The 19,783-nt window shown below is 74.7% G+C and carries 23 protein-coding genes; 7 read left to right on the top strand and 16 right to left on the bottom strand.

Features of this window, described 5'->3' with window-relative positions; translation table 11 throughout:
• Nucleotides 1-68 precede the first annotated feature (68 nt).
• Nucleotides 69-1,166: a tartrate dehydrogenase gene (locus tag AC6CH6_RS03605; RefSeq protein ID WP_498254029.1), complete on the top strand. Its 1,098-nt coding sequence runs from the start codon at nt 69-71 to the stop codon at nt 1,164-1,166.
• A gap of 76 nt (nt 1,167-1,242) precedes the next feature.
• Here the strand turns inward: AC6CH6_RS03605 and AC6CH6_RS03600 are convergent, their stop codons facing one another.
• Nucleotides 1,243-1,818, bottom strand: a complete 576-nt coding sequence (locus AC6CH6_RS03600) for a hypothetical protein (protein ID WP_498254028.1) — start codon at nt 1,816-1,818, stop codon at nt 1,243-1,245.
• 255 nt (nt 1,819-2,073) lie between these two features.
• Between AC6CH6_RS03600 and AC6CH6_RS03595 the strand changes: the two genes are divergently transcribed.
• Complete coding sequence (locus tag AC6CH6_RS03595; protein WP_133410322.1) at nt 2,074-2,646, top strand: MOSC domain-containing protein; 573 nt, start codon at nt 2,074-2,076, stop codon at nt 2,644-2,646.
• Between the two features lie 38 nt (nt 2,647-2,684).
• Here AC6CH6_RS03595 and AC6CH6_RS03590 read toward each other — a convergent pair whose 3' ends face one another.
• The 3 genes from AC6CH6_RS03590 to AC6CH6_RS03580 form a co-directional block, all read right to left on the bottom strand.
• Nucleotides 2,685-3,653, bottom strand: a complete 969-nt coding sequence (locus AC6CH6_RS03590) for a TIGR03885 family FMN-dependent LLM class oxidoreductase (RefSeq protein ID WP_498254027.1) — start codon at nt 3,651-3,653, stop codon at nt 2,685-2,687.
• Between the two features lie 116 nt (nt 3,654-3,769).
• A complete protein-coding gene (locus AC6CH6_RS03585) occupies nt 3,770-4,609 on the bottom strand; it encodes a fumarylacetoacetate hydrolase family protein (RefSeq protein WP_498254026.1) in 840 nt (279 codons plus the stop codon).
• Nucleotides 4,610-4,689: 80 nt separating this feature from the next.
• Nucleotides 4,690-5,013 carry a DUF6504 family protein gene (locus AC6CH6_RS03580; protein WP_498254025.1) on the bottom strand — a complete coding sequence of 108 codons (324 nt, stop codon included), beginning with the start codon at nt 5,011-5,013 and terminating at the stop codon, nt 4,690-4,692.
• 301 nt (nt 5,014-5,314) lie between these two features.
• Here AC6CH6_RS03580 and AC6CH6_RS03575 point away from each other — a divergent pair, with 301 nt between their 5' ends.
• Nucleotides 5,315-5,818, top strand: coding sequence for a GNAT family N-acetyltransferase (locus AC6CH6_RS03575; RefSeq protein ID WP_498254024.1), 504 nt, complete (start codon nt 5,315-5,317; stop codon nt 5,816-5,818).
• A gap of 124 nt (nt 5,819-5,942) precedes the next feature.
• Here the strand turns inward: AC6CH6_RS03575 and AC6CH6_RS03570 are convergent, their stop codons facing one another.
• From AC6CH6_RS03570 to AC6CH6_RS03530, 9 genes are all read right to left on the bottom strand, one after another.
• On the bottom strand, nt 5,943-6,362 hold the full coding sequence (locus AC6CH6_RS03570; protein ID WP_498254354.1) for a pyridoxamine 5'-phosphate oxidase family protein: 420 nt from the start codon (nt 6,360-6,362) through the stop codon (nt 5,943-5,945).
• Nucleotides 6,359-7,195, bottom strand: a complete 837-nt coding sequence (locus tag AC6CH6_RS03565; RefSeq protein WP_498254023.1) for an SOS response-associated peptidase — start codon at nt 7,193-7,195, stop codon at nt 6,359-6,361. Before AC6CH6_RS03565 ends, AC6CH6_RS03570 begins: the two co-directional genes overlap by 4 nt.
• Nucleotides 7,196-7,233: 38 nt before the next feature.
• The gene (locus tag AC6CH6_RS03560) at nt 7,234-7,950 is read right to left on the bottom strand and encodes a lipoyl protein ligase domain-containing protein (protein ID WP_487340213.1); all 717 of its coding nucleotides are present in this window, start codon (nt 7,948-7,950) and stop codon (nt 7,234-7,236) included.
• A gap of 44 nt (nt 7,951-7,994) precedes the next feature.
• Nucleotides 7,995-8,564, bottom strand: a complete 570-nt coding sequence (locus AC6CH6_RS03555; RefSeq protein WP_498254022.1) for a nucleosidase — start codon at nt 8,562-8,564, stop codon at nt 7,995-7,997.
• A gap of 132 nt (nt 8,565-8,696) precedes the next feature.
• Nucleotides 8,697-9,704 carry an MsnO8 family LLM class oxidoreductase gene (locus tag AC6CH6_RS03550; RefSeq protein ID WP_498254021.1) on the bottom strand — a complete coding sequence of 336 codons (1,008 nt, stop codon included), beginning with the start codon at nt 9,702-9,704 and terminating at the stop codon, nt 8,697-8,699.
• A gap of 60 nt (nt 9,705-9,764) precedes the next feature.
• Nucleotides 9,765-10,616 (bottom strand): Rieske (2Fe-2S) protein, encoded by an 852-nt coding sequence (locus AC6CH6_RS03545; protein WP_498254020.1) that lies wholly within the window; start codon nt 10,614-10,616, stop codon nt 9,765-9,767.
• Nucleotides 10,617-10,713: 97 nt separating this feature from the next.
• Nucleotides 10,714-11,178: a Fe-S cluster assembly sulfur transfer protein SufU gene (sufU, locus tag AC6CH6_RS03540; protein ID WP_498254019.1), complete on the bottom strand. Its 465-nt coding sequence runs from the start codon at nt 11,176-11,178 to the stop codon at nt 10,714-10,716.
• 67 nt (nt 11,179-11,245) lie between these two features.
• Nucleotides 11,246-12,529 (bottom strand): aminotransferase class V-fold PLP-dependent enzyme, encoded by a 1,284-nt coding sequence (locus AC6CH6_RS03535; RefSeq protein WP_498254018.1) that lies wholly within the window; start codon nt 12,527-12,529, stop codon nt 11,246-11,248.
• 67 nt (nt 12,530-12,596) lie between these two features.
• Nucleotides 12,597-12,827 carry a hypothetical protein gene (locus AC6CH6_RS03530; protein WP_017834631.1) on the bottom strand — a complete coding sequence of 77 codons (231 nt, stop codon included), beginning with the start codon at nt 12,825-12,827 and terminating at the stop codon, nt 12,597-12,599.
• A gap of 257 nt (nt 12,828-13,084) precedes the next feature.
• On the opposite strand from AC6CH6_RS03530, the gene AC6CH6_RS03525 reads away from it, so the two are divergent.
• Both AC6CH6_RS03525 and AC6CH6_RS03520 read left to right on the top strand, forming a co-directional pair.
• Nucleotides 13,085-13,552 carry an ArsI/CadI family heavy metal resistance metalloenzyme gene (locus tag AC6CH6_RS03525; RefSeq protein WP_017834630.1) on the top strand — a complete coding sequence of 156 codons (468 nt, stop codon included), beginning with the start codon at nt 13,085-13,087 and terminating at the stop codon, nt 13,550-13,552.
• A 372-nt stretch (nt 13,553-13,924) separates the two neighbouring features.
• Nucleotides 13,925-15,163, top strand: coding sequence for an FG-GAP repeat domain-containing protein (locus AC6CH6_RS03520; protein ID WP_498254017.1), 1,239 nt, complete (start codon nt 13,925-13,927; stop codon nt 15,161-15,163).
• 73 nt (nt 15,164-15,236) lie between these two features.
• Here AC6CH6_RS03520 and AC6CH6_RS03515 read toward each other — a convergent pair whose 3' ends face one another.
• Nucleotides 15,237-15,692, bottom strand: a complete 456-nt coding sequence (locus AC6CH6_RS03515) for a hypothetical protein (RefSeq protein WP_498254016.1) — start codon at nt 15,690-15,692, stop codon at nt 15,237-15,239.
• 246 nt (nt 15,693-15,938) lie between these two features.
• Between AC6CH6_RS03515 and AC6CH6_RS03510 the strand changes: the two genes are divergently transcribed.
• Nucleotides 15,939-17,051 (top strand): excalibur calcium-binding domain-containing protein, encoded by a 1,113-nt coding sequence (locus tag AC6CH6_RS03510; protein WP_498254015.1) that lies wholly within the window; start codon nt 15,939-15,941, stop codon nt 17,049-17,051.
• Nucleotides 17,052-17,165: 114 nt separating this feature from the next.
• On the opposite strand, the gene AC6CH6_RS03505 is transcribed toward AC6CH6_RS03510, so the two are convergent.
• Complete coding sequence (locus AC6CH6_RS03505) at nt 17,166-17,378, bottom strand: hypothetical protein (RefSeq protein WP_095650504.1); 213 nt, start codon at nt 17,376-17,378, stop codon at nt 17,166-17,168.
• Between the two features lie 166 nt (nt 17,379-17,544).
• On the opposite strand from AC6CH6_RS03505, the gene AC6CH6_RS03500 reads away from it, so the two are divergent.
• Nucleotides 17,545-18,279, top strand: a complete 735-nt coding sequence (locus AC6CH6_RS03500; RefSeq protein ID WP_498254014.1) for a hypothetical protein — start codon at nt 17,545-17,547, stop codon at nt 18,277-18,279.
• Between the two features lie 15 nt (nt 18,280-18,294).
• On the opposite strand, the gene AC6CH6_RS03495 is transcribed toward AC6CH6_RS03500, so the two are convergent.
• Complete coding sequence (locus AC6CH6_RS03495) at nt 18,295-19,758, bottom strand: protein adenylyltransferase SelO (protein WP_498254013.1); 1,464 nt, start codon at nt 19,756-19,758, stop codon at nt 18,295-18,297.
• Nucleotides 19,759-19,783 lie beyond the last annotated feature (25 nt).

Here is a 19,783-nt window from a genome sequence, read left to right as displayed (position 1 = left end):
TACTGGAACCCGGTGCCGCGCTGCGCTGCGGACACCACGACCGGAGCACCCGAGAAGGAGAGCACCCCATGGCCGAGCACCAGGTCTTCACGATCGCCTCGATCCCCGCCGACGGCGTCGGCCAGGAGGTCGTCGCCGCCGGCCGCACGGTCCTGGACGCGCTGGCCGCCCAGTCGAACGGGGCGTTCTCCTTCGACTGGACCGAGTTCCCCTGGGGCAGTGCGTACTACGCCCAGCACGGGGTCATGATGCCGGCCGACGGGCTGGAGACCCTCCAGGACTTCGACGCGATTCTTTTCGGCGCCGTGGGGTGGGAGAACGTCCCCGACCACGTCAGCCTGTGGGGGCTGCGGCTGAACATCACCCAGAACTTCGACCAGTGGGCCAACATCCGCCCCGTGCGCTTCCTCCCCGGAGTGGTCTCCCCGCTGCGCAAGGCCGACGACACCGAGCTGGACTGGGTCGTGGTCCGGGAGAACAGCGAGGGCGAGTACGCCGGACTCGGCGGGCGCAACCTCGCCGGCCGGGGTCCCGGCAACGAGGTCGCCGTGCAGTCCTCCCTGTTCACGGAGAAGGGCTGCGAGCGCATCATCCGCTTCGCCTTCGACCTCGCCCGCACCCGCACGGTCCAGAAGGTCTCCAGCGTCACCAAGTCCAACGCCCAGCAGTACGGCATGGTCCTGTGGGACGAGGTCTTCGCCCGCGTCGCCGCCGACTACCCCGACGTGACGACCGAGTCCGTGCTGGTGGACGCGATGAGCGCCAAGTTCGTCCTGCACCCCGAAGAGCTCTCGGTCGTGGTGGCCTCCAACCTCAACGCCGACATCCTCTCCGACCTCGGCTCCGCCCTGGCCGGCAGCCTCGGCCTCGCCGCCAGCGCGAACCTCAACCCCGAGCGGCGGTTCCCCTCGATGTTCGAACCCGTCCACGGCACCGCTCCGGACATCGCCAGGAAGGGCATCGCCAACCCGATCGGCACCATCGCCAGCGCCGCCCTGATGCTCGACCACTTCGGGCTGCACACCGAGGCCCGCCGGGTCGAGGCCGCGATCGAGGCCACCACCGCCGCCGGCCACCTCACCCGCGACATCGGCGGCACCGCCGACACCGACGAGATCACCCGGGCCGTCGTCGACGCCCTGGCCGCCTCCCTGACCTCCGCCTGAGGCTTCCCGTCCCTCCGGCCCCCGCCCCGCCCGGGGCGCCTCCGGGGACCGGCCGGCACCGCGCCGGGCACGGCGGTCAGCGTCCCGTGGCGCAGATCGCCCGCTCGATCAGGGAGGCGCTGCGGCGGTCGACCTCGTCCTCCACGAGCCTGCCGGGCGCCTCGGGGTACCAGCCCAGGTCGTCCCGCACGTCGGCGGAGACCTCGGACCCACCGCCGCGGCGGGCCACCCGGAAGGTGGCCCGCAGGGGCAGGGCCCGCCACCCGAACTCGGAGGCCGTCCCGCGCCGACGGAAGGTGACGTCCGAGCCCACCGACACCTCCACGCAGCACTCCTCGGAGCGGACCGCCGGGCCGAGGTCCTCGAACGCCGTGCGGATCCGCTCGAGGGCCTCCTCCGGGGGCATCGGGCACGTCCACGCCCGGGTCGTGGTGATGCGCGGCCGGTTCGGGGACCGGCGCGCCAGCCAGGGGACGAGGAACCGCTGACCGAGCACCAGCGCGACGACGACGAGCGCCGCCGCTCCGAGCGCGAGCTGCGCCACGGAGATGACGCCCCGGAGGAGGAGCTGGACCACGACAAGGACGACCACGGCCGACCCGGCCGGCCCGGCCAGCCGGTACCGTCCCCCGGCGGAGCGTCTGGCAGACACGCGACCTCCCTCCCCCATCCGGACCACGGTGCCCCGCGGCTGTCCTCCGTCGTTGTCATTCTTGCCCTCGCGCACCCCGGGACACCAGGTGTGCATCCGTAAAGGGGACAGGATCGCGGGCCGCTCCCCGGGTGCAGGGAAGAGCGGGGCGGCGCGGCCCGGCGCCCCCGGTGTCGTCCGCCCTGCCTATGCTGAGGTCCGGCGGCAGCGAGGCGGCGCCGGACCGGCGGCCGCGACGACGGAGGGGTGTGGGGCATGACGGCGACCTATCGGTACGACGTGGAGGTCCTGCACCTGCTCGTGTCCCCGGCGCACGCCTACTTCGGCCGCGCCCGGGACGGCGCGGCGGACGTCCCCACCACCGACGCCGAGCGGGTGGAGCTGGTGGCCGGCAAGGGCGTGGTGGGCGACCGGTTCTTCGGCAAGGCCGCGCACATGGACGCCGCCGTCACCCTGCTCGCCGTCGAGGCGCTCGAGGCCATGGCCGCGGACCTGGGCACGGGCCCCTTCGACCCGCTCCTGACCCGGCGCAACGTGGTCCTCCGGGGCGCCCACCTGGCCCCGCTGCTGGGCGAGGAGTTCGCGCTGGAGTCCCGGGGCGCCCTCGTGCGGCTGCGGGGCGGGCGCCCGGCCCATCCCTGCGCCTGGATGGACCGGGTCCTGGCTCCGGGCGCGCACGCCGCCATGCGGGGGCGAGGGGGCCTGCGCTGCCGGCCGCTGTCCAGCGGCGACCTGCACCGCGGACCGGCCGTGCTGCACAGTCCGGTCCCGCTCGAGCCGGAGCTGGCCGGCGCGGCCGTGCTGCGGCGCCCGTCCCGGCTGCCGTAGCCCGCGCTCCCGGGACCGGCGCCCGGGGCCGCCCCGGATCAGGCCTGCGCCAGCTGGGGCAGCACCGTCCCCCCGAAGGCGTCGAGGAAGCGGCCCTGCTCCTGCCCCACGTGGTGGAGGTAGATCTCGTCGAAGCCGAGGTCGGCGTACTCGTGCAGCCACTGGGCGTGCCGGCCGAGGTCGGCGGAGACGTTGACCGCCCCGGCGATCTGCTCGTCCCCCACGTCCTCCTGGACCGCCTTGCGCAGGTAGTCCTGGGGTGAGGCGAGCTCGGCCATGGTCACGGGGTCGAAGACGTTGGTGCGCCACTGGTCGAGGGCGATCGCGCGGGCCTGCTCCGGGGAGGGCGCCCAGCTCAGGTGCACCTGCAGCGCGGTCCGCCCGGTGCCGCCGGCCTCGCGCCAGGTCTCGAGCATCCGGCGCAGGTCCTCGAGGGGCTGCTGGACGGTGATGAACCCGTCGGCCAGGGGGGCGAAGCGGCGGACCGTCGCCGGGGTGAGCGCGGCCACGCGCAGGGCGGGCAGGACCTCCGGCGGGTCCCAGACCCGGGCGCGGTCGGCGTGGAACGGCTCGCGGCAGGACACCTCCTCGCCCGCGTGCAGCCGGCGGACGGCGTCGAAGCTGCCCTCGAGGAACCGCTGCCGGTGCTCCTTGGCCGGCCAGTCCGGGGTGACGGCCCGCTCGTTGAGCTTCTGCCCGCTGCCCAGGGCGGTCCAGATCCGGCCGGGGAACATGCGGGCGAGGGTGGCCGTGGCCTGGGCGGTGACCACGGGGTGGTAGCGCCGGCCCGGGGCGTGCACGAACCCGAAGGGCAGGTCCGTGGTGGCCAGGGCGGCGCCCAGCCAGGACAGGGCGAACCCGGAGTGGCCCTGGTGCGGCGACCACGGCTCGAGGTGGTCCGAGCACATGGCGGCGCCGAAGCCGGCCTGCTGGGCGTGCCCGACGTCGCGCAGCAGCTGCTCGGGAGGGATCTGCTCGTGGGAGGCGTGGAAGCCGATCGTCGCCATGGGGTCCTCCGGTCGAAGGCGGGAACAGGACAGTGGGATCAGGACAGCGGGATCAGGACAGCGGGATCAGGTCAGCGGGAGAAGGGCGACGGGACCGGGTGGGGACGGGTGCCGGGTCAGCCGGCCGCCGCCCGGAGGTCCTCGGCGGGGGTGCAGACGTTGCGCAGCTCGCCGATGCCCTCGATCTCGGTGACGACCTCCTGGCCGTCCCGCAACCAGATCCGGCGGGGCTTCTGGGCCAGGCCCACGCCGGCGGGAGTGCCGCAGGCCACGAGGTCCCCGGGCTCGAGGGTCAGGAACCGGCTGAGGTACTCGACCAGCTCCACGGCGGAGAAGATCATCCGGTCGGTGCCGGAGTCCTGGTGCCGCACGCCGTCCACGGTGCAGCGGATCGCCAGTCCCGCCTCGGGGTCGATCTCGTCGGGGGTGACCACCACGGGGCCCACCGGGGTGGTGCGGTCGAAGTTCTTGCCCTGGAACCACTCGGAGGTCCGGCCCTGCCAGTCCCGCACCGAGATGTCGTTCATGATGGTGTACCCGGCGATCGCGGCCCGTGCCTGGTCCGGCGTGGCGTGGCGCAGGGGCGAGCCGATCACCACGGTGAGCTCGGCCTCCCAGTCGATCTTCTCGGACTCCTCCGGCATGGCGATGGGGTCGGTGGGGCCGATGAGCGCGGTGGGGTACTTCGCGAAGATCGTGGGGTGCTGCGGGATCTCCTGGCCGACCTCCTCCGCGTGGTCGTAGAAGTTCAGCCCGGCGCACAGGATCTTGCCCGGGCGCAGGACGGGCGTCGCCAGGTCCTCCGGGGCCGGCGCGGGGCCCGGCTCCCCCGGCAGCCGCAGGTCGCCCCCGGCGAGGAGGGCCCCGACGTCGGGGACGGGGAGGTAGACGGTCCGCCCGTCCTCCTGCCGGAAGGCCTGGGTGGTGCCGTCGCGTCGCACGGTGCCGAGTCTCACGGGTGCTCCCTCACGTTCTGCGGTGCGGTCTCCACCGACGATCCTATGCACCTCCGGCGGGACGGTGCACCGCGGCGGCCCTACGCGCAGCGCACCACGCGGATCCCCGAGGCGCTCGTGGCGGCGAGCAGCCGCCAGCGCCCGGTGTCGAGGGTGTGGACGAGCTCGAGGGTCAGCAGCTCGGAGCGGGTGTTCAGCTGCACCTGGACCCGCCACATCTGCTGGTCCACCGCACCGATCCCCCGGTCCTTGGGCAGCCGCGCGTCCTCGGACCACCAGGCGCGGCGCTCGTACCAGCGCACGGGGCCCTGGGCCACCAGGTAGTCCCGCCCACGCCAGTGCACACCCACCGGCACCCCGTCCGTGTCGCAGTCCACGTCGACGCTCTCCGTCAGGAAACCCACGACGGCTCCTCTCTCCCTCGGCCCGGCGCCCGTCCCTGGTGCGCCCTGTTCCCTGGAAGCTAGAACACCTGTACGACACGCTAACCCGGAGGAGCGTGGAAAAGGAACAAGTGTTCCCTTGAAGTTCCCGCTCCGACCTGGCCGTTCACTTTTGCGATCGAGAACGGCGAAGCATGGACAAGCCCAGCGAAATGGATACGCTGAATGCACGGAGGGCCTGCCCTGCGCGGCCCTCCCGGACGTCCCCTGTCCCTCGTCCGCCCCGCCGGAGCAGCCGGCGTCGACCTCACGGAGGCCTTCCATGACCGGAACCATCACGCTGATCGCCCACACCGCGGCGAACGCCAAGAAGCCCGCGGTGAATCTGCGTCCGTCCGGCCCGGAGGACGCCGAGAGCCTCGCCCAGCTCTACTACTCCTCCTACGAGCAGGGCGGGGTCTCCAGCCTGGAGGAGGCCCGCCAGGTGATCCGGGGAGTCTTCGACGGGGAGTACGGGCCCTTCCTGCCCGAGGCCTCGCCGGTGGTGGTCGACGACGACGGGACCGTGGTGGCCGCCGCGCTCGTGCTGTCCCGGCGGGTCGGCGACGACCTCCCCGACGTCCCCTACATCTTCGAGCTGTTCACGGCGGCCTCCCGCCGCCGCCAGGGCCTGGCCGAGCAGCTGGTGCGGTGCGCCATGGGCACCCTCTACGACAACGGCTACGACCAGGTCAGCCTGCGGATCGCCGAGGACAACGCGGCGGCGCTCGCGCTCTACCTGACGCTCGACTTCAACCGCTGGGTCCCCGAGACGGACTACGTCTGAGCCCGGCGGGCGCTCCGGACCGGGGGACGCCGGAGGGGACGCCGGCACGAACAGGGCCCGGCACCAGGCCGTGGAAGAGGCCCGGGACCCGCGATGCGGGTCCCGGGCCTCTTCTGTGACCGGCTCAGAGCGAGAACTCCTCCCGGACGGGGGGATCGGCGGCGATGTCGACGAACCGCGCCCAGCGGGGGCGCACCGCCACGAGCCGGGTGCTGTCCTTGCCCGTGGCCCCCGGGTGCCGGGACTCCAGCACCTCGCCGGCGTCCCGCGCGGCGGAGCCCTCCAGCACGCCGGCCTCGCCCTCGAGCTGGAACTCCTGGCCCGTCCCGGAGACCACCACGAGGGAGACCCGCGGGTCGGCGAGGAGGTTGGCGTACTTGCGGCTGCGCTCGTTCGTGCCGAAGACCAGCCGCCCGTCCCCGAGGGCCGCGAGGTTGATCCACGCGGACTCGGGGCAGCCGGCGCCGCTGTTGGTCGCCACGACCCCGCCGCCGTGGGCGCGGACGAAGTCGGCGACCCGGTCCGCGGGCTCCCGGGGGCTCAGAACAGGCTCCGCTGCGGCTCGACGAGCTCCGGGGAGTTGTTGCGCACGTTGCCGACCGCCGGGCCCACCGGGTCGAGCACCCAGCGGGCGGCCGTGCGGTGCGCCTCGGCCCGGACCAGGTCCACGAGCTGCGGGGCGTCGTCCTCCCCGGGGCGCAGCCAGTCCCCCACGTGCTCGGGCGCCAGCGGGATCGGCATCCGGTCGTGCAGACCGTGCAGCTCCGTGAGCACGGGGTGCTCGTCGGAGGGCTCCGGGGAGTCGGTGGTGAGGATGGAGCAGGACAGCAGCCACGTGCTCCCGCCGCCGTCCCTGCCGGGCTGCAGGGCCGCGGAGTGCAGCTCCGTGCCCTCGGGCACCCGCCACCACTCGTAGATCCCGGCGAACCAGATGGTCTCCTCCGGGTCGGCCGGGTGGACGTAGTAGGGCTGCTTGCGCCCGCCCTTCCCGGCGCCGGGCTCCTTCTTCCACTCGTAGTAGCCGTTGGCCGGGACCGCGCACCGGCGGGCCCGGACCGCCTTGCGGAAGGACGGCTTCTCGAGGACGGTCTCCGAGCGGGCGTTGAACATCTTCGACCCGACCGCCGGGTCCTTGGCCCAGCCCGGGACCAGTCCCCAGCGGGCCACGTGCAGCTCGCGCACCAGCTCCCCGTCGTCGTCCCGGCCGTCCCCGCCGGTGAGGCGTTCCAGGACGATCGGCACGTCGGTGGTGGGCGCGGTGTTCCAGTTGGCCCGCAGCCGCTCGGAGTCGGCCTCGCCCAGGCTCTCGTCCGGGACCGCCCCGGTCGCGGCGACGAGGTCGCCCACGGCCCGGGCGATGACGTAGCGTCCGCACATCTGCTGCCTCCTCGGTCTGCCCGGCCCGCGGCCGGGGCTCAGTCGGTGAGCGGCCCGTACCCCAGGTACCGGGAGTACATGCCGTACACCTTGCGGATCCCGCGCTCGACGTCGGCCACGGTGGTGCCCGGGCGCAGGTCGTCCACGGCCCCGGCGGTGGCCGGGTCCCAGTCCAGGTCGAGGGCCGAGTAGACGTCGGTGAGCACCGAGCGGATGGGCTCGGACTGCTCGACCACCAACACGGTGCTGAAGTACCAGGCGCCCGCGACCACCCGCTGGGCCGTCCCGGCCAGCTTCACCTTCCGGCCCGGGGTCGACGACGACGCCGGGTGCGTCCCGTGCACGCTGTGCTCGCCGGCACAGTACTCGCCCGGGATCTCGCCGACGTCGGCCTCGACCTCGAGCTCCTCCAGGGCGGCCACGATCATGTCGCCGAAGAGCCGGTAGCGGTCCTGGATGCCCGAGGTGGGGTCCTCGGCGGTCTCGAGGTGGTCGATGATCAGGCACCCGCCGTGGTAGGCCGCGGCGCGGCCCCCCACCTTGCGGACCAGGGGCTCGAACCCGCTCTCGCGGGCGGCCCGGGCGGCGTCGGGGAACCCCGGGCGCAGCTCGTCCCGGCGGCCGAAGGCGACCGTGGGGGCCGGTTCGTACAGGCGCAGGACGGGCCCGCTGCGGCGCACGTCGGCGAGGAGGGTCATGGCGCTCTCGTAGTCCTGCTGGGCGCCCAGGGACTCGCGCTGGCGGAGAAGTTTCATGCTGGCCCCAGTCTAGTGGCGGATCCGGACGGTCCTGCGGCAGGTCACGCCCCGGTGATCCCGCTGCCGCGGAACCAGCGCCCCAGGGCCAGGGCGCTGAGCTCGACCTTCTCGGCCCACGCGACCGCCTCCTCGTCGGCGGCGTCGGAGACGTGCTTGACCATCCGCAGCGGCACGCCCAGGTGCCGGCAGGCCACCGCGATCGCCCAGCCCTCCATGTCCACGAGGTCCGCCCGGGCGGCCAGGGCGTCCCGGGCGGGTCCGCCGGCCACGAAGGAGTCCCCGGTGGCGAGCACGGGGCCGTCGCCGCCGAGCTCGATGACGTTGTCCACGGGGATCCCGGCCGCGCGCAGCAGCTCCTCGTCCACGTCCCGGTTGATGATCCGGGAGGGCTCGAGCACCCCGGTCAGCCCGTGCTTCAGGGCGCCGGCGCTGCCGATGTTGAGCACCGTCAGCTCCGCCCGGCGCGCGGGGTCCGGGCAGCGGGTCAGCACCGCCTCGGTGGTGCGCACCGCCGCGGACGACATCCCGACACCGGTCAGGACCAGGTCGATGTCCTCCGGGAAGTACTTGGTCTCCAGGGGGTGGGCGGCGAGAACGAGCAGCTGTGGCACCCCGTCACTCTATCCGCACTCCCCTCCTGCCCCCGCTCCTGCCGCCGAGTCCCCCACCTGGTCGCAAATCCCCATGATCAGACGGGGGGAATTGCGATCAGATGGGGGACTCGGTGGGACGGCGGGGGGAGGTCAGGCCGGGCGGGTGGTGAACAGCGCGGCGAGCCGCCGGTCGGAGTCCGCCTGGGCGTCGAGATCGTGCGCGCCGCCCGTCACGAGCAGCTCGTCCGCCCCGGTGCGCGCGAGCAGCCGTTCCAGCTGGTCCCGGACCTCCGGGGCCGTGCCGTGGACGGAGGCCGTGAGGGTCTCCTGCACGAGGGCCCGCTCCCGGGCCGTGAGCCCGTCCGGCTCCGCGGGCCGCGCGGGCGCCAGGGGCGGGAACTCGCCCCGGGTGCGGGAGGCGGCCAGGGCGCGGGCCTCGGGCAGCAGCAGTTCGCGGGCGGCCGCGCGGGTCCGCGCCACCGCGACGTTCGCCGAGACCACCGCGTAGGGCTCCGGCCACCACGACGACGGGCGGAACTGCGCGCGGTACCGCTCGAGCACCGCGGCGCCGCCGCCGGGGCCCTCGCGGAAGAGCGCCGGGCCGCCGAGCACCACGGCCAGTCCCGCCCGGGCCGCGGTCTCCACCCCGGCGCCGGTCGCCAGGACGAAGACCGGTGTGGCGGCGTGGTTGCGGGGCCGGGCGGTCACCGGGGCCGCGCCGGAGAGGTGCGCGAGCAGCTCGGCCAGGTCGTCCCCGAAGCGGTCCGCGGCCTCCTTGCCGGTGCGCAGCGCGTCCCGGACCGCGGCGGTGAAGCCGAGGGAGCGGCCCACGCCGAGGTCGATCCGGCCGGGGTGCAGGGCCTCGAGGGTGGCGGCCTGTTCGGCGACCACGAGGGGCTGGTGGTTGGGGAGCATGATCCCGCCGGAGCCGATCCGGAGGCGGCGGGTCCGGGCGGCCAGGGCGGCCATCAGCACCGCCGGTGCGGACCCGGCGATCCCGGGCACCGCGTGGTGCTCGGCCACCCAGAACCGGTGGTAGCCCAGCTCCTCCGCACGCTCGGCCCGCTCCAGGACGCGGGCGAGGTCGTCGGCCTCCGTGGAGCCGTCCCGGGTGTTGGCGCGGTCGAGGAGGGAGAGCGGAACGTCGGAGAGGGCCATGGTGCGCACAACCCGGGCGGCGCCGGAAGCATTCCGGGCCGCTGCCGGGGTCCGGGGTGGTCAGGGCCGGCGCCGGACCTGGATCCGTCCCTCCTCGACGCGGGTCTCGTAGCTGGGCTGCGCGGCGGTCGCCGGTCCGCGGACCACGGCGCCGTCCGCGAGCCGGAAGGTGCTGCCGTGCCAGGGGCAGGTGACGCAGCCGCCGTCGACCGTCCCCTCCTCGAGCGGGCCGCCCAGGTGGCTGCAGACGCTGTCGAGGGCCTCGACCCGGTCCCCGTCGCGGACGAGCAGCACCGAGACGCTGCCGGCCGGCACCCGTCGGTGCTCGCCGGCGGCGAGGTCGGCGTCGGCGAGGACGTCAGTCCACCGCTGTGGGCCCCTCCGCCAGGCGGTGCGGTTGACGTTGACGCCCCGCGCGAAGACGAGGTGGCCGCCCAGGTAGCCCCCGCCCGTGACGCAGCCGTAGCCGACCAGGGCGAGGGCCCTGCCGGCGCCGCGCCGGCCCCGGAGCCGGGCGGCGAGCGAGGCCGCGTAGAACGTCAGGGCCACGCTGTTGGCGGTCGCGTGCACCAGGCCGATGCGCCGGTCGGCGCCCTGGGTGTCGGACCAGTCGTTGAGCCCGGTCGCCGCCGTGGGGACGGCGGCGGCCAGCCCCGCGGCCACGAGCACGTCGGCGGCGCGGGCCGTGCTGGGGCCGCCGGTCAGGTCCAGCACCGCGGCCATGGTCCACGCGCCGATCGGGACGTCGGTGAGGAGGGGGTGCAGCGGGTGCCCGATCACCGTGCCGCTCAGCACGTTGCGGACGGGCGCGGGCCGCACCGCCCGGCCCACGGCGCGGGCCAGGGGCTCGGCCACCCGGTCCAGCGCCTTCCACGTCTCCACGCGGGCCACCAGGTCCTCGAGCTGTGTCATGACCGCCTCCTCAGCGCCGGGGCGGTCAGTGTCCCATCCCGCGCCGGGCAGGACAAGGACGTCCTGGTGTGTGAAGACCGGTGGCGCCGGGTGCCGTTCAGCCGGCGCGTTCGAGGGCCTCCTCGGCGGCGACCCAGCCGAGCATGGCGCACTTGACGCGGGCCACGAACCGGGAGACCCCGGCGAAGGCGGCGGCGTCGCCGAGGACCTCCTCGTCGGGGACCACGGTGCCCCGCGAGCGCAGGAGGTCCCGGAACGCGCCGATCAGCTCCACCAGCTCCGTCCGCGTCATCCCGGGAGCGGTCTCGGCCAGCACAGAGGCCGCGGCCATGGAGATCGAGCAGCCCTCCCCTTCCCAGCTGAGCCGGGCCACCACCGGCTCCGCGTCCCCGGGGACGGCCGCGAGCTCGACCCGCACGGTGATCTCGTCGCCGCACGTGGGGTTGTACTGGTGGGACTCCCCGGCCCCGTGTCCGGGTGCCGGGGCCGCCAGGCCCTCGCCGGAGCGCCGCTTGGCGTGGTCGAGGATGACCTCCTGGTACATCCCGTCCAGCGCGCTCATGGGGTCCTCCTCGGTGGGTTCAGCGGGTCCTGCGGCCCCGGCAGCTGCGGTGCGGCGGTCACGGTGCTCAGCCGGCCACGCGGAAGTAGCTGCGGACCCCGGCGAGCTCGGCCAGGAACCGGTCGACGTCGGCGGTGGTGTTGTAGAGGTAGGCGCTCGCCCGCGTGCTGGCGGTCAGCCCCAGCGCCCGGTGCAGCGGCTGGGCGCAGTGGTGGCCCACCCGCACGGCCACCCCGGCGGAGTCCAGCACCTGCCCGACGTCGTGGGCGTGCACCCCCGCCACGTCCACGGCCGCCAGACCCACCCGTTCGGTGCCCGGGGGCGGGCCGATCAGCCGGATCCCCTCCAGCTGCCCGAGACCGGCCGCGAGCCGCTGCCCCAGCTCGTGCTCGTGGGCCGCGACCCGCTCCATCCCGATCGCCTGCAGATAGCGCACCGCCTCGGCCAGCGCCACGGCCTGGGCGACCCGCTGGGTGCCGGCCTCGAAGCGGGTCGGGGCCGGCAGGTACCGGGCGGACTCCATCGTGACCTTCGTGATCATGGACCCGCCGGTGAGGAACGGGGGCATCGCGTCCAGCAGCTCGGACCGCCCCCACAGCGCCCCGATCCCGGTGGGCCCGAGCATCTTGTGCCCGGAGAACACCGCGAAGTCCACTCCCAGGGCGGGGAGGTCCACGGGCAGGTGCGGCACCGACTGGCAGGCGTCCAGCACGGTCAGCGCCTCGGCCGCCCGGGCCAGCTCGACGAGACGGGCGACGTCGGTGATCGCGCCGGTGACGTTGGAGACGTGGCTGAAGGCCACCACCCGGGTGCGCTCGCCGATGACCTCGGCGGCGGCCCCGAGATCGAGGGCACCGGACTCGTCGACGGGGATCCAGCGCAGGACGGCCCCGGTGCGGGCGGCCAGCTCCTGCCACGGGATGAGGTTGGCGTGGTGCTCGGCCTCCGTGGTGACGATCTCGTCGCCGGGGCCCAGCCGGAAGCGGGCGGCCGTCCCTCCCCCGCGTCCGGCCGAGGCGTTGGAGAAGGAGTAGGTGATCAGGTTGATCGCCTCGGTGGCGTTGGAGGTCCACACCAGCTCCCGCTCGGTGCCGCCCACGAAGCCGGCCACCACCCGGCGGGCCTCCTCGTAGGCGTCGGTGGCCTCCACGGCCAGGGCGTGGGCGCCGCGGTGGACCGCGGCGTTGCGGTGCAGGTAGAAGTCCCGCTCGGCGTCCAGCACCGAAAGCGGCTTCTGCGAGGTCGCCCCGGAGTCCAGGTAGACCGACGGACTGTTCGCCAGCAGCGGGAAGTCCTCCCGCAGCGCACGCACCTCGGGATCGGTCAGGGGCAGCACGTGGTTTCCTTCCATGCTCCGACACTGTACGGCCCGGGCCCGGGGGTTCTCCGGCCGGGCGCCTCCCGGCGTCACGGGCGGGCTACCGGTGGCGGGGGCGCAGATAGGTGTTGCCGTTCGCGTCCTTCTCGACCACGAACTCGTCCTGCAGGTCCTGGTACCACTGCTGCGTCTGCTCGCTGGGCTGGTCCTGGCCCCGGAGGTCGCGGGGGCTGCGCACGGCGGGCCCGTAGAACCGCATGGCGAAGTCGTCGAAGCGCCGGAACAGGCTGCGCCGGGGCTCGTCGTCGTCGGCGTGCTGGTGCTTGCGCATGGTGTCCTTCCGGGTGGCGGGCCGGGCCGTCTCCCCCCATGATCTCCCGCCGGTCCGCGGAAGGCGAACCCGGAACGGTGCGGGAGGAGCCACAGCCGGCGGTACGGGGGGGCGACGGCGGCCCACGGGGCGACCGGGTGGACGGCCCGCCAGGAGAACGCCCGGACGTATTGACGACCATCGATGTTGGTGGCACTCTTCCACATAGACGGACGTCGATACCAAGGAGCGTTCGTCGCACCCGAAAGGAACCCGTCATGTCCAGAGTCCAGCTCGCCCTGCGTGTGGCCGACCTCGAGCGCTCCATCGAGTTCTACTCCACCCTGTTCCGCACGGCCCCGGCCAAACGGCGCCCGGGCTACGCCAACTTCGCCATCGCGGAGCCGCCGCTGAAGCTCGTGCTGCTGGAGGGCGAGCCCGGTGACGACACCCGCATGGACCACCTCGGCGTGGAGGTGGAGAGCACCGAGATCGTCGAGGCGGCCGCACAGCGCCTGGCCGACGCCGGCCTGGCCACCCGCCCCGAGGAGCAGACCACCTGCTGCTACGCCGTCCAGGACAAGGTCTGGGTGACCGGACCGGGCCGGGAGCCGTGGGAGGTCTACACCGTCACCGCCGACGCCCGGCCCGACCTCGAGGGCAGGACCGGCCGGGAGCTCTCCGAGGTGGGCGGCGACGGCTCGTGCTGCACCTCCGACCCCCGGCCGGAGCCCGTCAGCCCGTGACGGTCCCGCCGCGGTCGGCGACTCCGGCGGGTGCCGCCGACCGCGGCGGGCGCAGGACCACCCTCGCCGCACGGCCGGAGCGGTGACCGGGACGGTGGCCGAGGTGGTGGCCGGGACAGCCCCGTGACCCCGGCCGTCCGGCGACGTCACGAAAGGGAACGCTCCTGGTGACCACCTGGTTGCAGGAGTAAATTGAGCTCCCTCAGCTGTTGCGCCTCGGCACCGGGACGTCGTTCCCGGTGCCACCGGTTCCCCGGAGGCGCACCGCGTCCCGGGGGACGTCTCCCGGTCGGCCGGGGGCCGACCGAGGACTCCGGCACGCGCCACCGGCGCCCGTGCCGACGATCCGTCTCACGACCTCGGGGACCCGCCATGAAACACCCACTCCTCTCGCGCGTGCTCACCGGCGCGTCGGCCACCGTGCTGGCGACCGCCGGGCTCGCCGTGGGCGCACCCGCCCACGCCGCGACCGCGCAGCCCGTGTTCTCCTACGCCCAGGGCTGGCGCACCGACCAGCACGTGCGCGAGCTCGCGGACGTCAACGGCGACGGCCGCGCCGACGTGGTCGGCTTCGGCAGCGCCGGCGTCCAGGTCGCCTTCGGCCGGGCCGACGGCACCTTCGGCACGCCGCGCATGAGCGTGCGCGACTTCGGCACCGCGCAGGGCTGGTCCGGCGCGCGGCACGTGCGCACGCTCGCGGACGTCGACGGCGACCGCCGGGACGACATCGTGGGCTTCGGCGACGCCGGCGTCTACGTGGCCTACTCCCAGGGCGACGGCAGCTTCACCGCGCCGCAGCTCAAGGTCCGCGACTTCGGCTGGAACCAGGGCTGGCGCGTCGACCGGCACCCGCGCGAGCTCGCCGACCTCAACGGCAACCTGACCGCCGACATCGTGGGCTTCGGGCACTCGGGCGTCACCGTCTCCCACGGGCTGTCCAACCGGACGTTCACCGGGACCGGCAAGCGCATCGACAGCTACGGATGGGACCGCGGCTGGCGGGTCGACAAGAACCCGCGGATGCTCGCGGACGTCGACGGCAACAGCACCGCCGACATCGTGGGTTTCGGGGACGCCGGCACGTACGTCTCCTACTTCTCGGCGCTCGGGGACACGTTCACCCAGCCCGCCCTGGAGATCCGCAACTTCGGCTACGCCCAGGGCTGGCGCGTGGGACAGCACCCGCGGATGCTGGCCGACGTCAATGTCAACCCCGCCGGCAACGCCGCGGCGGACATCATCGGCTTCGGCTACTCCGGGGTCTCCGTCGCGCACTCGCTGAACGGAGGGAACTACACCGGCGTGGCACTGCGGGTGAACGACTTCGGCCAGGCCCAGGGGTGGCGGGGCGACCGGCACCTGCGGACCCACGCGGACATCAACGTCGACGGCATCCAGGACCTGGTGGGCTTCGGCAACGCCGGGGTCTACGTGGCCTACGGCCGGGCGGACGGCACCTTCGGCCCGGTGTACCTGAAGGTCGCCGCCTTCGGCTACGACCAGGGGTGGACGGAGGACCGGTATCCGCGCCTGCTCGGTGACGTCAACGGCGACGGCCGCGACGACGTCGTCGGCTTCGGGCACTCGGCCACGTACGTGCAGCTCTCGTGAGCCCGCCGGCCGCGATCCGTCGCGGCCGGGCCACGGCTCCGTCCCCGTCCGCACGGACGGGGACGGAGCCGTGCTAAGTCACGGGCTTCGGCTCCGCACCGCGCTCGTGCACGTAGGCGGCCATGGTGATCACGGTGACGAGCTGCACGGCGACCACCACGAAGGTCCAGCCGCCCTCCGCGACGACGTAGACGGCGGCGGAGACGGCGAGCACCAGCGGCAGGACGCGCGACGCGGCGAGCGCGCGGCCGGACTCCCCGGGGGCCCCCGGCGGGTCGGGGCCGTGTCCGGCGGCCGGCTCCGCGTGCCCAGGGGGCTCCGGGGCGGGCGCGGCGGCGGGTTCGGTCCGTCGGCGCCGCGCGGAGTGGACGGTGCTGACCAGCACCGCCAGGTAGAGGGCCGCGACGAGACCGGTGACGAACAGCATGACGGTGCCGTCGTCGTCTCCGACGCACAGCCCCACGACGAGACCGAGGGCCACCGGCAGGAGCCAGAGCCCCAGGAGCAGCCTGTCGCGCACGGTCAGCACGAGGCCCTCCCCCCGTTCGACGATCCCCGTGACCGCATCCTCGCACCCGGCGACCCCGCGTGTCTGACCCCTCATCCGGGGATGGCGCGGTCACCTCCGGCGTCACACACGCGGGGGTCGCCGCCCTCTGCGGCGCGCCGTGCGGTGCCGGACGGGCACCGGACGTAGAACAGGAGGGTGCCTCGCGCGATCCCCCGACGCGTGCCCTCCCCCAGGCGCACTTCCTCTCGTCCCCCCAGGAGCACCATGCGCAACACCCTCTTCCCCTCGCCCGCCCCGGGGGCGGACCCGGCGTCCCGCCGCGGTGTCGCCGGGGGCAGGTGGACCGTGGCGGGGCCGCTGCACCTCGTCCTGGCGATCGGGCTGATGGCGGGCTGCGCGTCCAGCACCGCTTCCACCGACCCGGCCGCCGGCCCCGTCCCGGGGACCGTGACGACGGTGCCCGCCGCCCCCTCCCCGAGCGCCGAGCCCGGCAGCACACCCTCGCCCACGGCCTCGAGGACCCCGGGGACGGTCACCACGGTCGCCCCGTCGCCGAGCTCCGCCCCGGAGCCGTCGGAGACCCCCGTCCGGGCCGTCGCCCCGCCCTCGGGGGCGTTCCTCGCCCTGCAGGACCTGCCGGTCGCCGCCGCCGGGACGATGTCCGACTACGACCGCGACGCCCAGTTCGGCGGGTGGATCGACGCCGACGGCGACTGCGAGGACTCCCGCAACGAGGTCCTGGCCCGGGACCTGACCGGCATCAGCTCCGCCGACGGGTGCAGGGTCGACACCGGCACCCTCGCCGACCCGTACACGGGGGCGTCCATCGACTTCGTCCGCGGGGTCGCGACCTCCGCCGACGTCCAGGTGGACCACGTGGTCTCGCTCGGCAACGCCTGGGTCACAGGGGCGCGCCGGCTCTCCCCGGCCGACCGCGTGGCCCTCGCCAACGACCCGCTGAACCTGCTGGCGGTCGACGGCCCGGCCAACGGCTCGAAGTCCGACCTGGACGCCTCGCGGTGGCTGCCCCCGAACCGGGCCTTCGCCTGCGAGATGGTGGCCGTCCAGATCGCGGTGAAGACCCGCTACGGCCTGTGGGTCACCGCCCCGGAGAGGACCGCCATGGCCGAGGTGCTCTCCGGCTGCCCCGACCAGCAGCTGCCCGGCGGCACGCCGTTCGGCGACATCCCCGGGGGCGCCGGGGCCGCCCCGGCCCCCGCCGAGGAGGCCCCGGCCGGTCAGGCTCCCGTGCCCACGGACGTGCACTACGCCAACTGCACGGCCGCCCGGGAGGCCGGCGCCGCACCGCTGCTGCGCGGGGAGCCCGGCTACCGGGAGGCCATGGACGGCGACTCCGACGGCGTCGCGTGCGAGTAGGACGACAGCGGGACGGGGACCGGACGACGGACGCCACCCGCTGCGCCGCCGCCCCCGCCGTCCCCGCTGCCCCCGCGGCCGCCGCCGGCCGGCGCCGCGGACGTGCGGCCGCGCTCAGCCCTGCCAGGCGGTCCGACCACCGGCGCGGCGGGCGAACTCCGCGGCGCGGCGGTGCGGCAGCGCGTCCCACAGGGACCCCGCCGCCATGCCGACGAACCACAGGCACGGGAACCACCAGCGCCCGCCGCCCAGGTGCAGATAGCACGACACGACGAGGACGAGGGTCAGCGCGATGTTGAGGAACATCAGCGTCATCTGGTGCGGCACAGCGGCCCCCTTCACAGTTCTGCGGCATGCCCTCCGCATCGTGGCACGGCCCGCCCCTCCCCGTCTGACCCCTCTTGGGTGGGCAACTCTCCGGCGGGCCACCCCGGTTCACCGCCCGGCCCGCCTACAGTGGGAACCCCGCCCCCCAGCGAAGCAGAGGCACCCCATGAGCACGAAGGCCGTCGTCACCAGTCTGTTCCTCGCGTCCGGTCTCGCCCTGGCCGGCTGCGCCGGCGACCCCCAGGTCCAGGAGGACACCCCCGCCGCCCGGACCTCGCCCTCCCCCTCGGGCACGGCCCCGGAGGCGACGCCGGAGCCGACCCCCGAGCCCACGGAGCCCCCGGCGTCCGCGGAGCCCGCGGAGCAGCCCGACGACGCCGACGAGGAGTCTGACGAGGAGTCCCCGGCGCAGCCCGCGCCCGCAGAACCCGTCCCCGCCGACGCGTGGTCCGTGTTCTCCACGACGCCCGAAGGGCAGCCGTACGCCGGGACCGTGTCCGGGATCGAGCAGCAGGCGGCCCCGGGCGGCGGTCTCGTGCACCGGCTCACCGCGGACACGAACGACCGCGCCGTGGCCGTCGAGATCTGCCGGGCCTACCAGGCCGCGATGAGCACCGGCCAGGACCGGATCGACGTCGTCGACACCGTCGGGCAGCTCCTCGCCTTCGCCCCGGGCGGCCCCGGGACCTGCCAGGTGCAGGTCAGCACGGACGTCGGGGCCGTGCCCTTCCCGGCGAAGTTCAGCTACGAGGAGGCACTGGCCGCGTGGCGGAGCGGGGTGCCCTACTACGACGCCTTCTGCATCAACTACGACCCGGTGACGGAGGCCGGCGCCGCCCAGTGCACGGGCATCGAGAACGGCACCGTGGACAGCGTGACCGGCGAGTACATCGGCGGCTGACCGCGGGCCGGCGCCTCAGGTCCCGCAGTAGGTCGTGTAGGCGCCGAAGTCCTCCGGGGGGCCGGCGGCGTAGCGCTCCAGGCCCGGACGCTCCTCGTAGGGGGCGGTCACCGCCTCCAGGAGCCGTCCCAGCGGGTCGAGGTCGCCGTCCACGGCGGCGGCGAGGGCCTCCTCCACGAGGTGGTTGCGGGGGATGTGCACGGGATTGACGCGGTCCATCGCCTCGGGGTCCGGCCCCACGGCGAGCCAGCGCTCGGCCCAGGCGTCGAAGGCCGGCAGGTCGAGGACCAGGTCGCGCGCGGCGGTCGCGCCGGTGCGGGCGGTCCCGGCCAGGGCGCGGAAGAACGAGGTCCAGTCGACGCGGTTCTGCTGGAGCAGCACGAGCAGGTCGTCGACCAGGAACGAGGCGACCTCGTCGTCGAGGTCCTCGGGCAGGCCGAGCTTCGAGCGGATCCCGGCGGACCAGGCCGCGCTGTACTGCGGCGCGAACGCCCCGAGCGCCCCCTCCGCCAGGGACACCGCCCGGTCCTGGTCCTCGTCGAGCAGCGGCAGCATGGCCTCGGCGAGCCGGGCCAGGTTCCACTGGGCGGCGACCGGCTGGTTCCGGTAAGAGTAGCGCCCGCCGTGGTCGATCGAGCTGTAGACCGCGGCCGGGTCGAAGGCGTCCAGGAACGCGCACGGCCCGTAGTCGATGGTCTCCCCCGAGATGGTCGTGTTGTCGGTGTTCATCACCCCGTGCACGAACCCCATGAGCATCCACCGGGCCACGAGCGAGGCCTGGGCGGCGACGACCGCCTCGAACAGCGCGAGGTACGGGTGCTCGGCGCCGGCGGCGCCGGGGTGGTGGCGGCTGATGGCGTGGTCGGCGAGCCGGCGCAGGAGGTCGAGGTCGTCCGTGGCGCGGGCGTACTGGAAGGTGCCCACGCGCAGGTGGCTGCTCGCCACCCGGGCGAGCACGGCCCCCGGCATCAGGGTCTCGCGGCGCACCTGCCGCCCGGTGGCCACCACGGCGAGGGACCGGGTGGTGGGGACGCCCAGGGCGTGCATCGCCTCGCTGACGATGTACTCGCGCAGCATGGGCCCGATCGCCGCGAGACCGTCGCCGCCGCGCGCGAAGGGCGTCCGCCCGGAGCCCTTGAGGTGCAGGTCCCGCCGGCGGCCGCCGGCGTCCACGATCTCGCCCAGCAGCAGGGCGCGCCCGTCGCCGAGGCGCGGGGAGAATGAGCCGAACTGGTGCCCGGAGTAGGCCTGCGCCACCGGTGTCGCCCCGGGCGGCACGAGGTTGCCGACCAGCAGGCGTGCGCCCTCCGGGCCGCGGAGCCACTCAGGGTCCAGCCCCAGGTCGGCGGCCAGGGGCTCGTTGAGCACCAGCAGCCGGGGCTCGGCGACGTCGTCGGCCCGCCAGGGCACGGACAGCTCCCCCAGCTCCTGGGCGAAGCGGCTCTCGAAGGTGACGGTGGACAGGGCTGCGGTGCTCACGATGTCCACGCTACCCCGCCGACCC

The organism is Kocuria sp. GQ42, assembly GCF_059758435.1.
The sequence above is the reverse complement of the archived record's forward strand: the minus strand, read 5'-3'. Positions and strand labels throughout refer to the sequence as shown.

Excerpts from the sequence above, each read along its gene's own strand:
- AC6CH6_RS03605 (WP_498254029.1), top strand. The coding sequence starts at position 69 with ATGGCCGAGCACCAGGTCTTCACGATCGCCTCGATCCCCGCCGACGGC.
- AC6CH6_RS03595 (WP_133410322.1), top strand. The coding sequence starts at position 2,074 with ATGACGGCGACCTATCGGTACGACGTGGAGGTCCTGCACCTGCTCGTG.
- AC6CH6_RS03590 (WP_498254027.1), bottom strand. The coding sequence starts at position 3,653 with ATGGCGACGATCGGCTTCCACGCCTCCCACGAGCAGATCCCTCCCGAG.
- AC6CH6_RS03575 (WP_498254024.1), top strand. The coding sequence starts at position 5,315 with ATGACCGGAACCATCACGCTGATCGCCCACACCGCGGCGAACGCCAAG.
- AC6CH6_RS03565 (WP_498254023.1), bottom strand. The coding sequence starts at position 7,195 with ATGTGCGGACGCTACGTCATCGCCCGGGCCGTGGGCGACCTCGTCGCC.
- AC6CH6_RS03560 (WP_487340213.1), bottom strand. The coding sequence starts at position 7,950 with ATGAAACTTCTCCGCCAGCGCGAGTCCCTGGGCGCCCAGCAGGACTAC.
- AC6CH6_RS03550 (WP_498254021.1), bottom strand. The coding sequence starts at position 9,704 with ATGGCCCTCTCCGACGTTCCGCTCTCCCTCCTCGACCGCGCCAACACC.
- AC6CH6_RS03545 (WP_498254020.1), bottom strand. The coding sequence starts at position 10,616 with ATGACACAGCTCGAGGACCTGGTGGCCCGCGTGGAGACGTGGAAGGCG.
- sufU (WP_498254019.1), bottom strand. The coding sequence starts at position 11,178 with ATGAGCGCGCTGGACGGGATGTACCAGGAGGTCATCCTCGACCACGCC.
- AC6CH6_RS03535 (WP_498254018.1), bottom strand. The coding sequence starts at position 12,529 with ATGGAAGGAAACCACGTGCTGCCCCTGACCGATCCCGAGGTGCGTGCG.
- AC6CH6_RS03530 (WP_017834631.1), bottom strand. The coding sequence starts at position 12,827 with ATGCGCAAGCACCAGCACGCCGACGACGACGAGCCCCGGCGCAGCCTG.
- AC6CH6_RS03525 (WP_017834630.1), top strand. The coding sequence starts at position 13,085 with ATGTCCAGAGTCCAGCTCGCCCTGCGTGTGGCCGACCTCGAGCGCTCC.
- AC6CH6_RS03520 (WP_498254017.1), top strand. The coding sequence starts at position 13,925 with ATGAAACACCCACTCCTCTCGCGCGTGCTCACCGGCGCGTCGGCCACC.
- AC6CH6_RS03510 (WP_498254015.1), top strand. The coding sequence starts at position 15,939 with ATGCGCAACACCCTCTTCCCCTCGCCCGCCCCGGGGGCGGACCCGGCG.
- AC6CH6_RS03500 (WP_498254014.1), top strand. The coding sequence starts at position 17,545 with ATGAGCACGAAGGCCGTCGTCACCAGTCTGTTCCTCGCGTCCGGTCTC.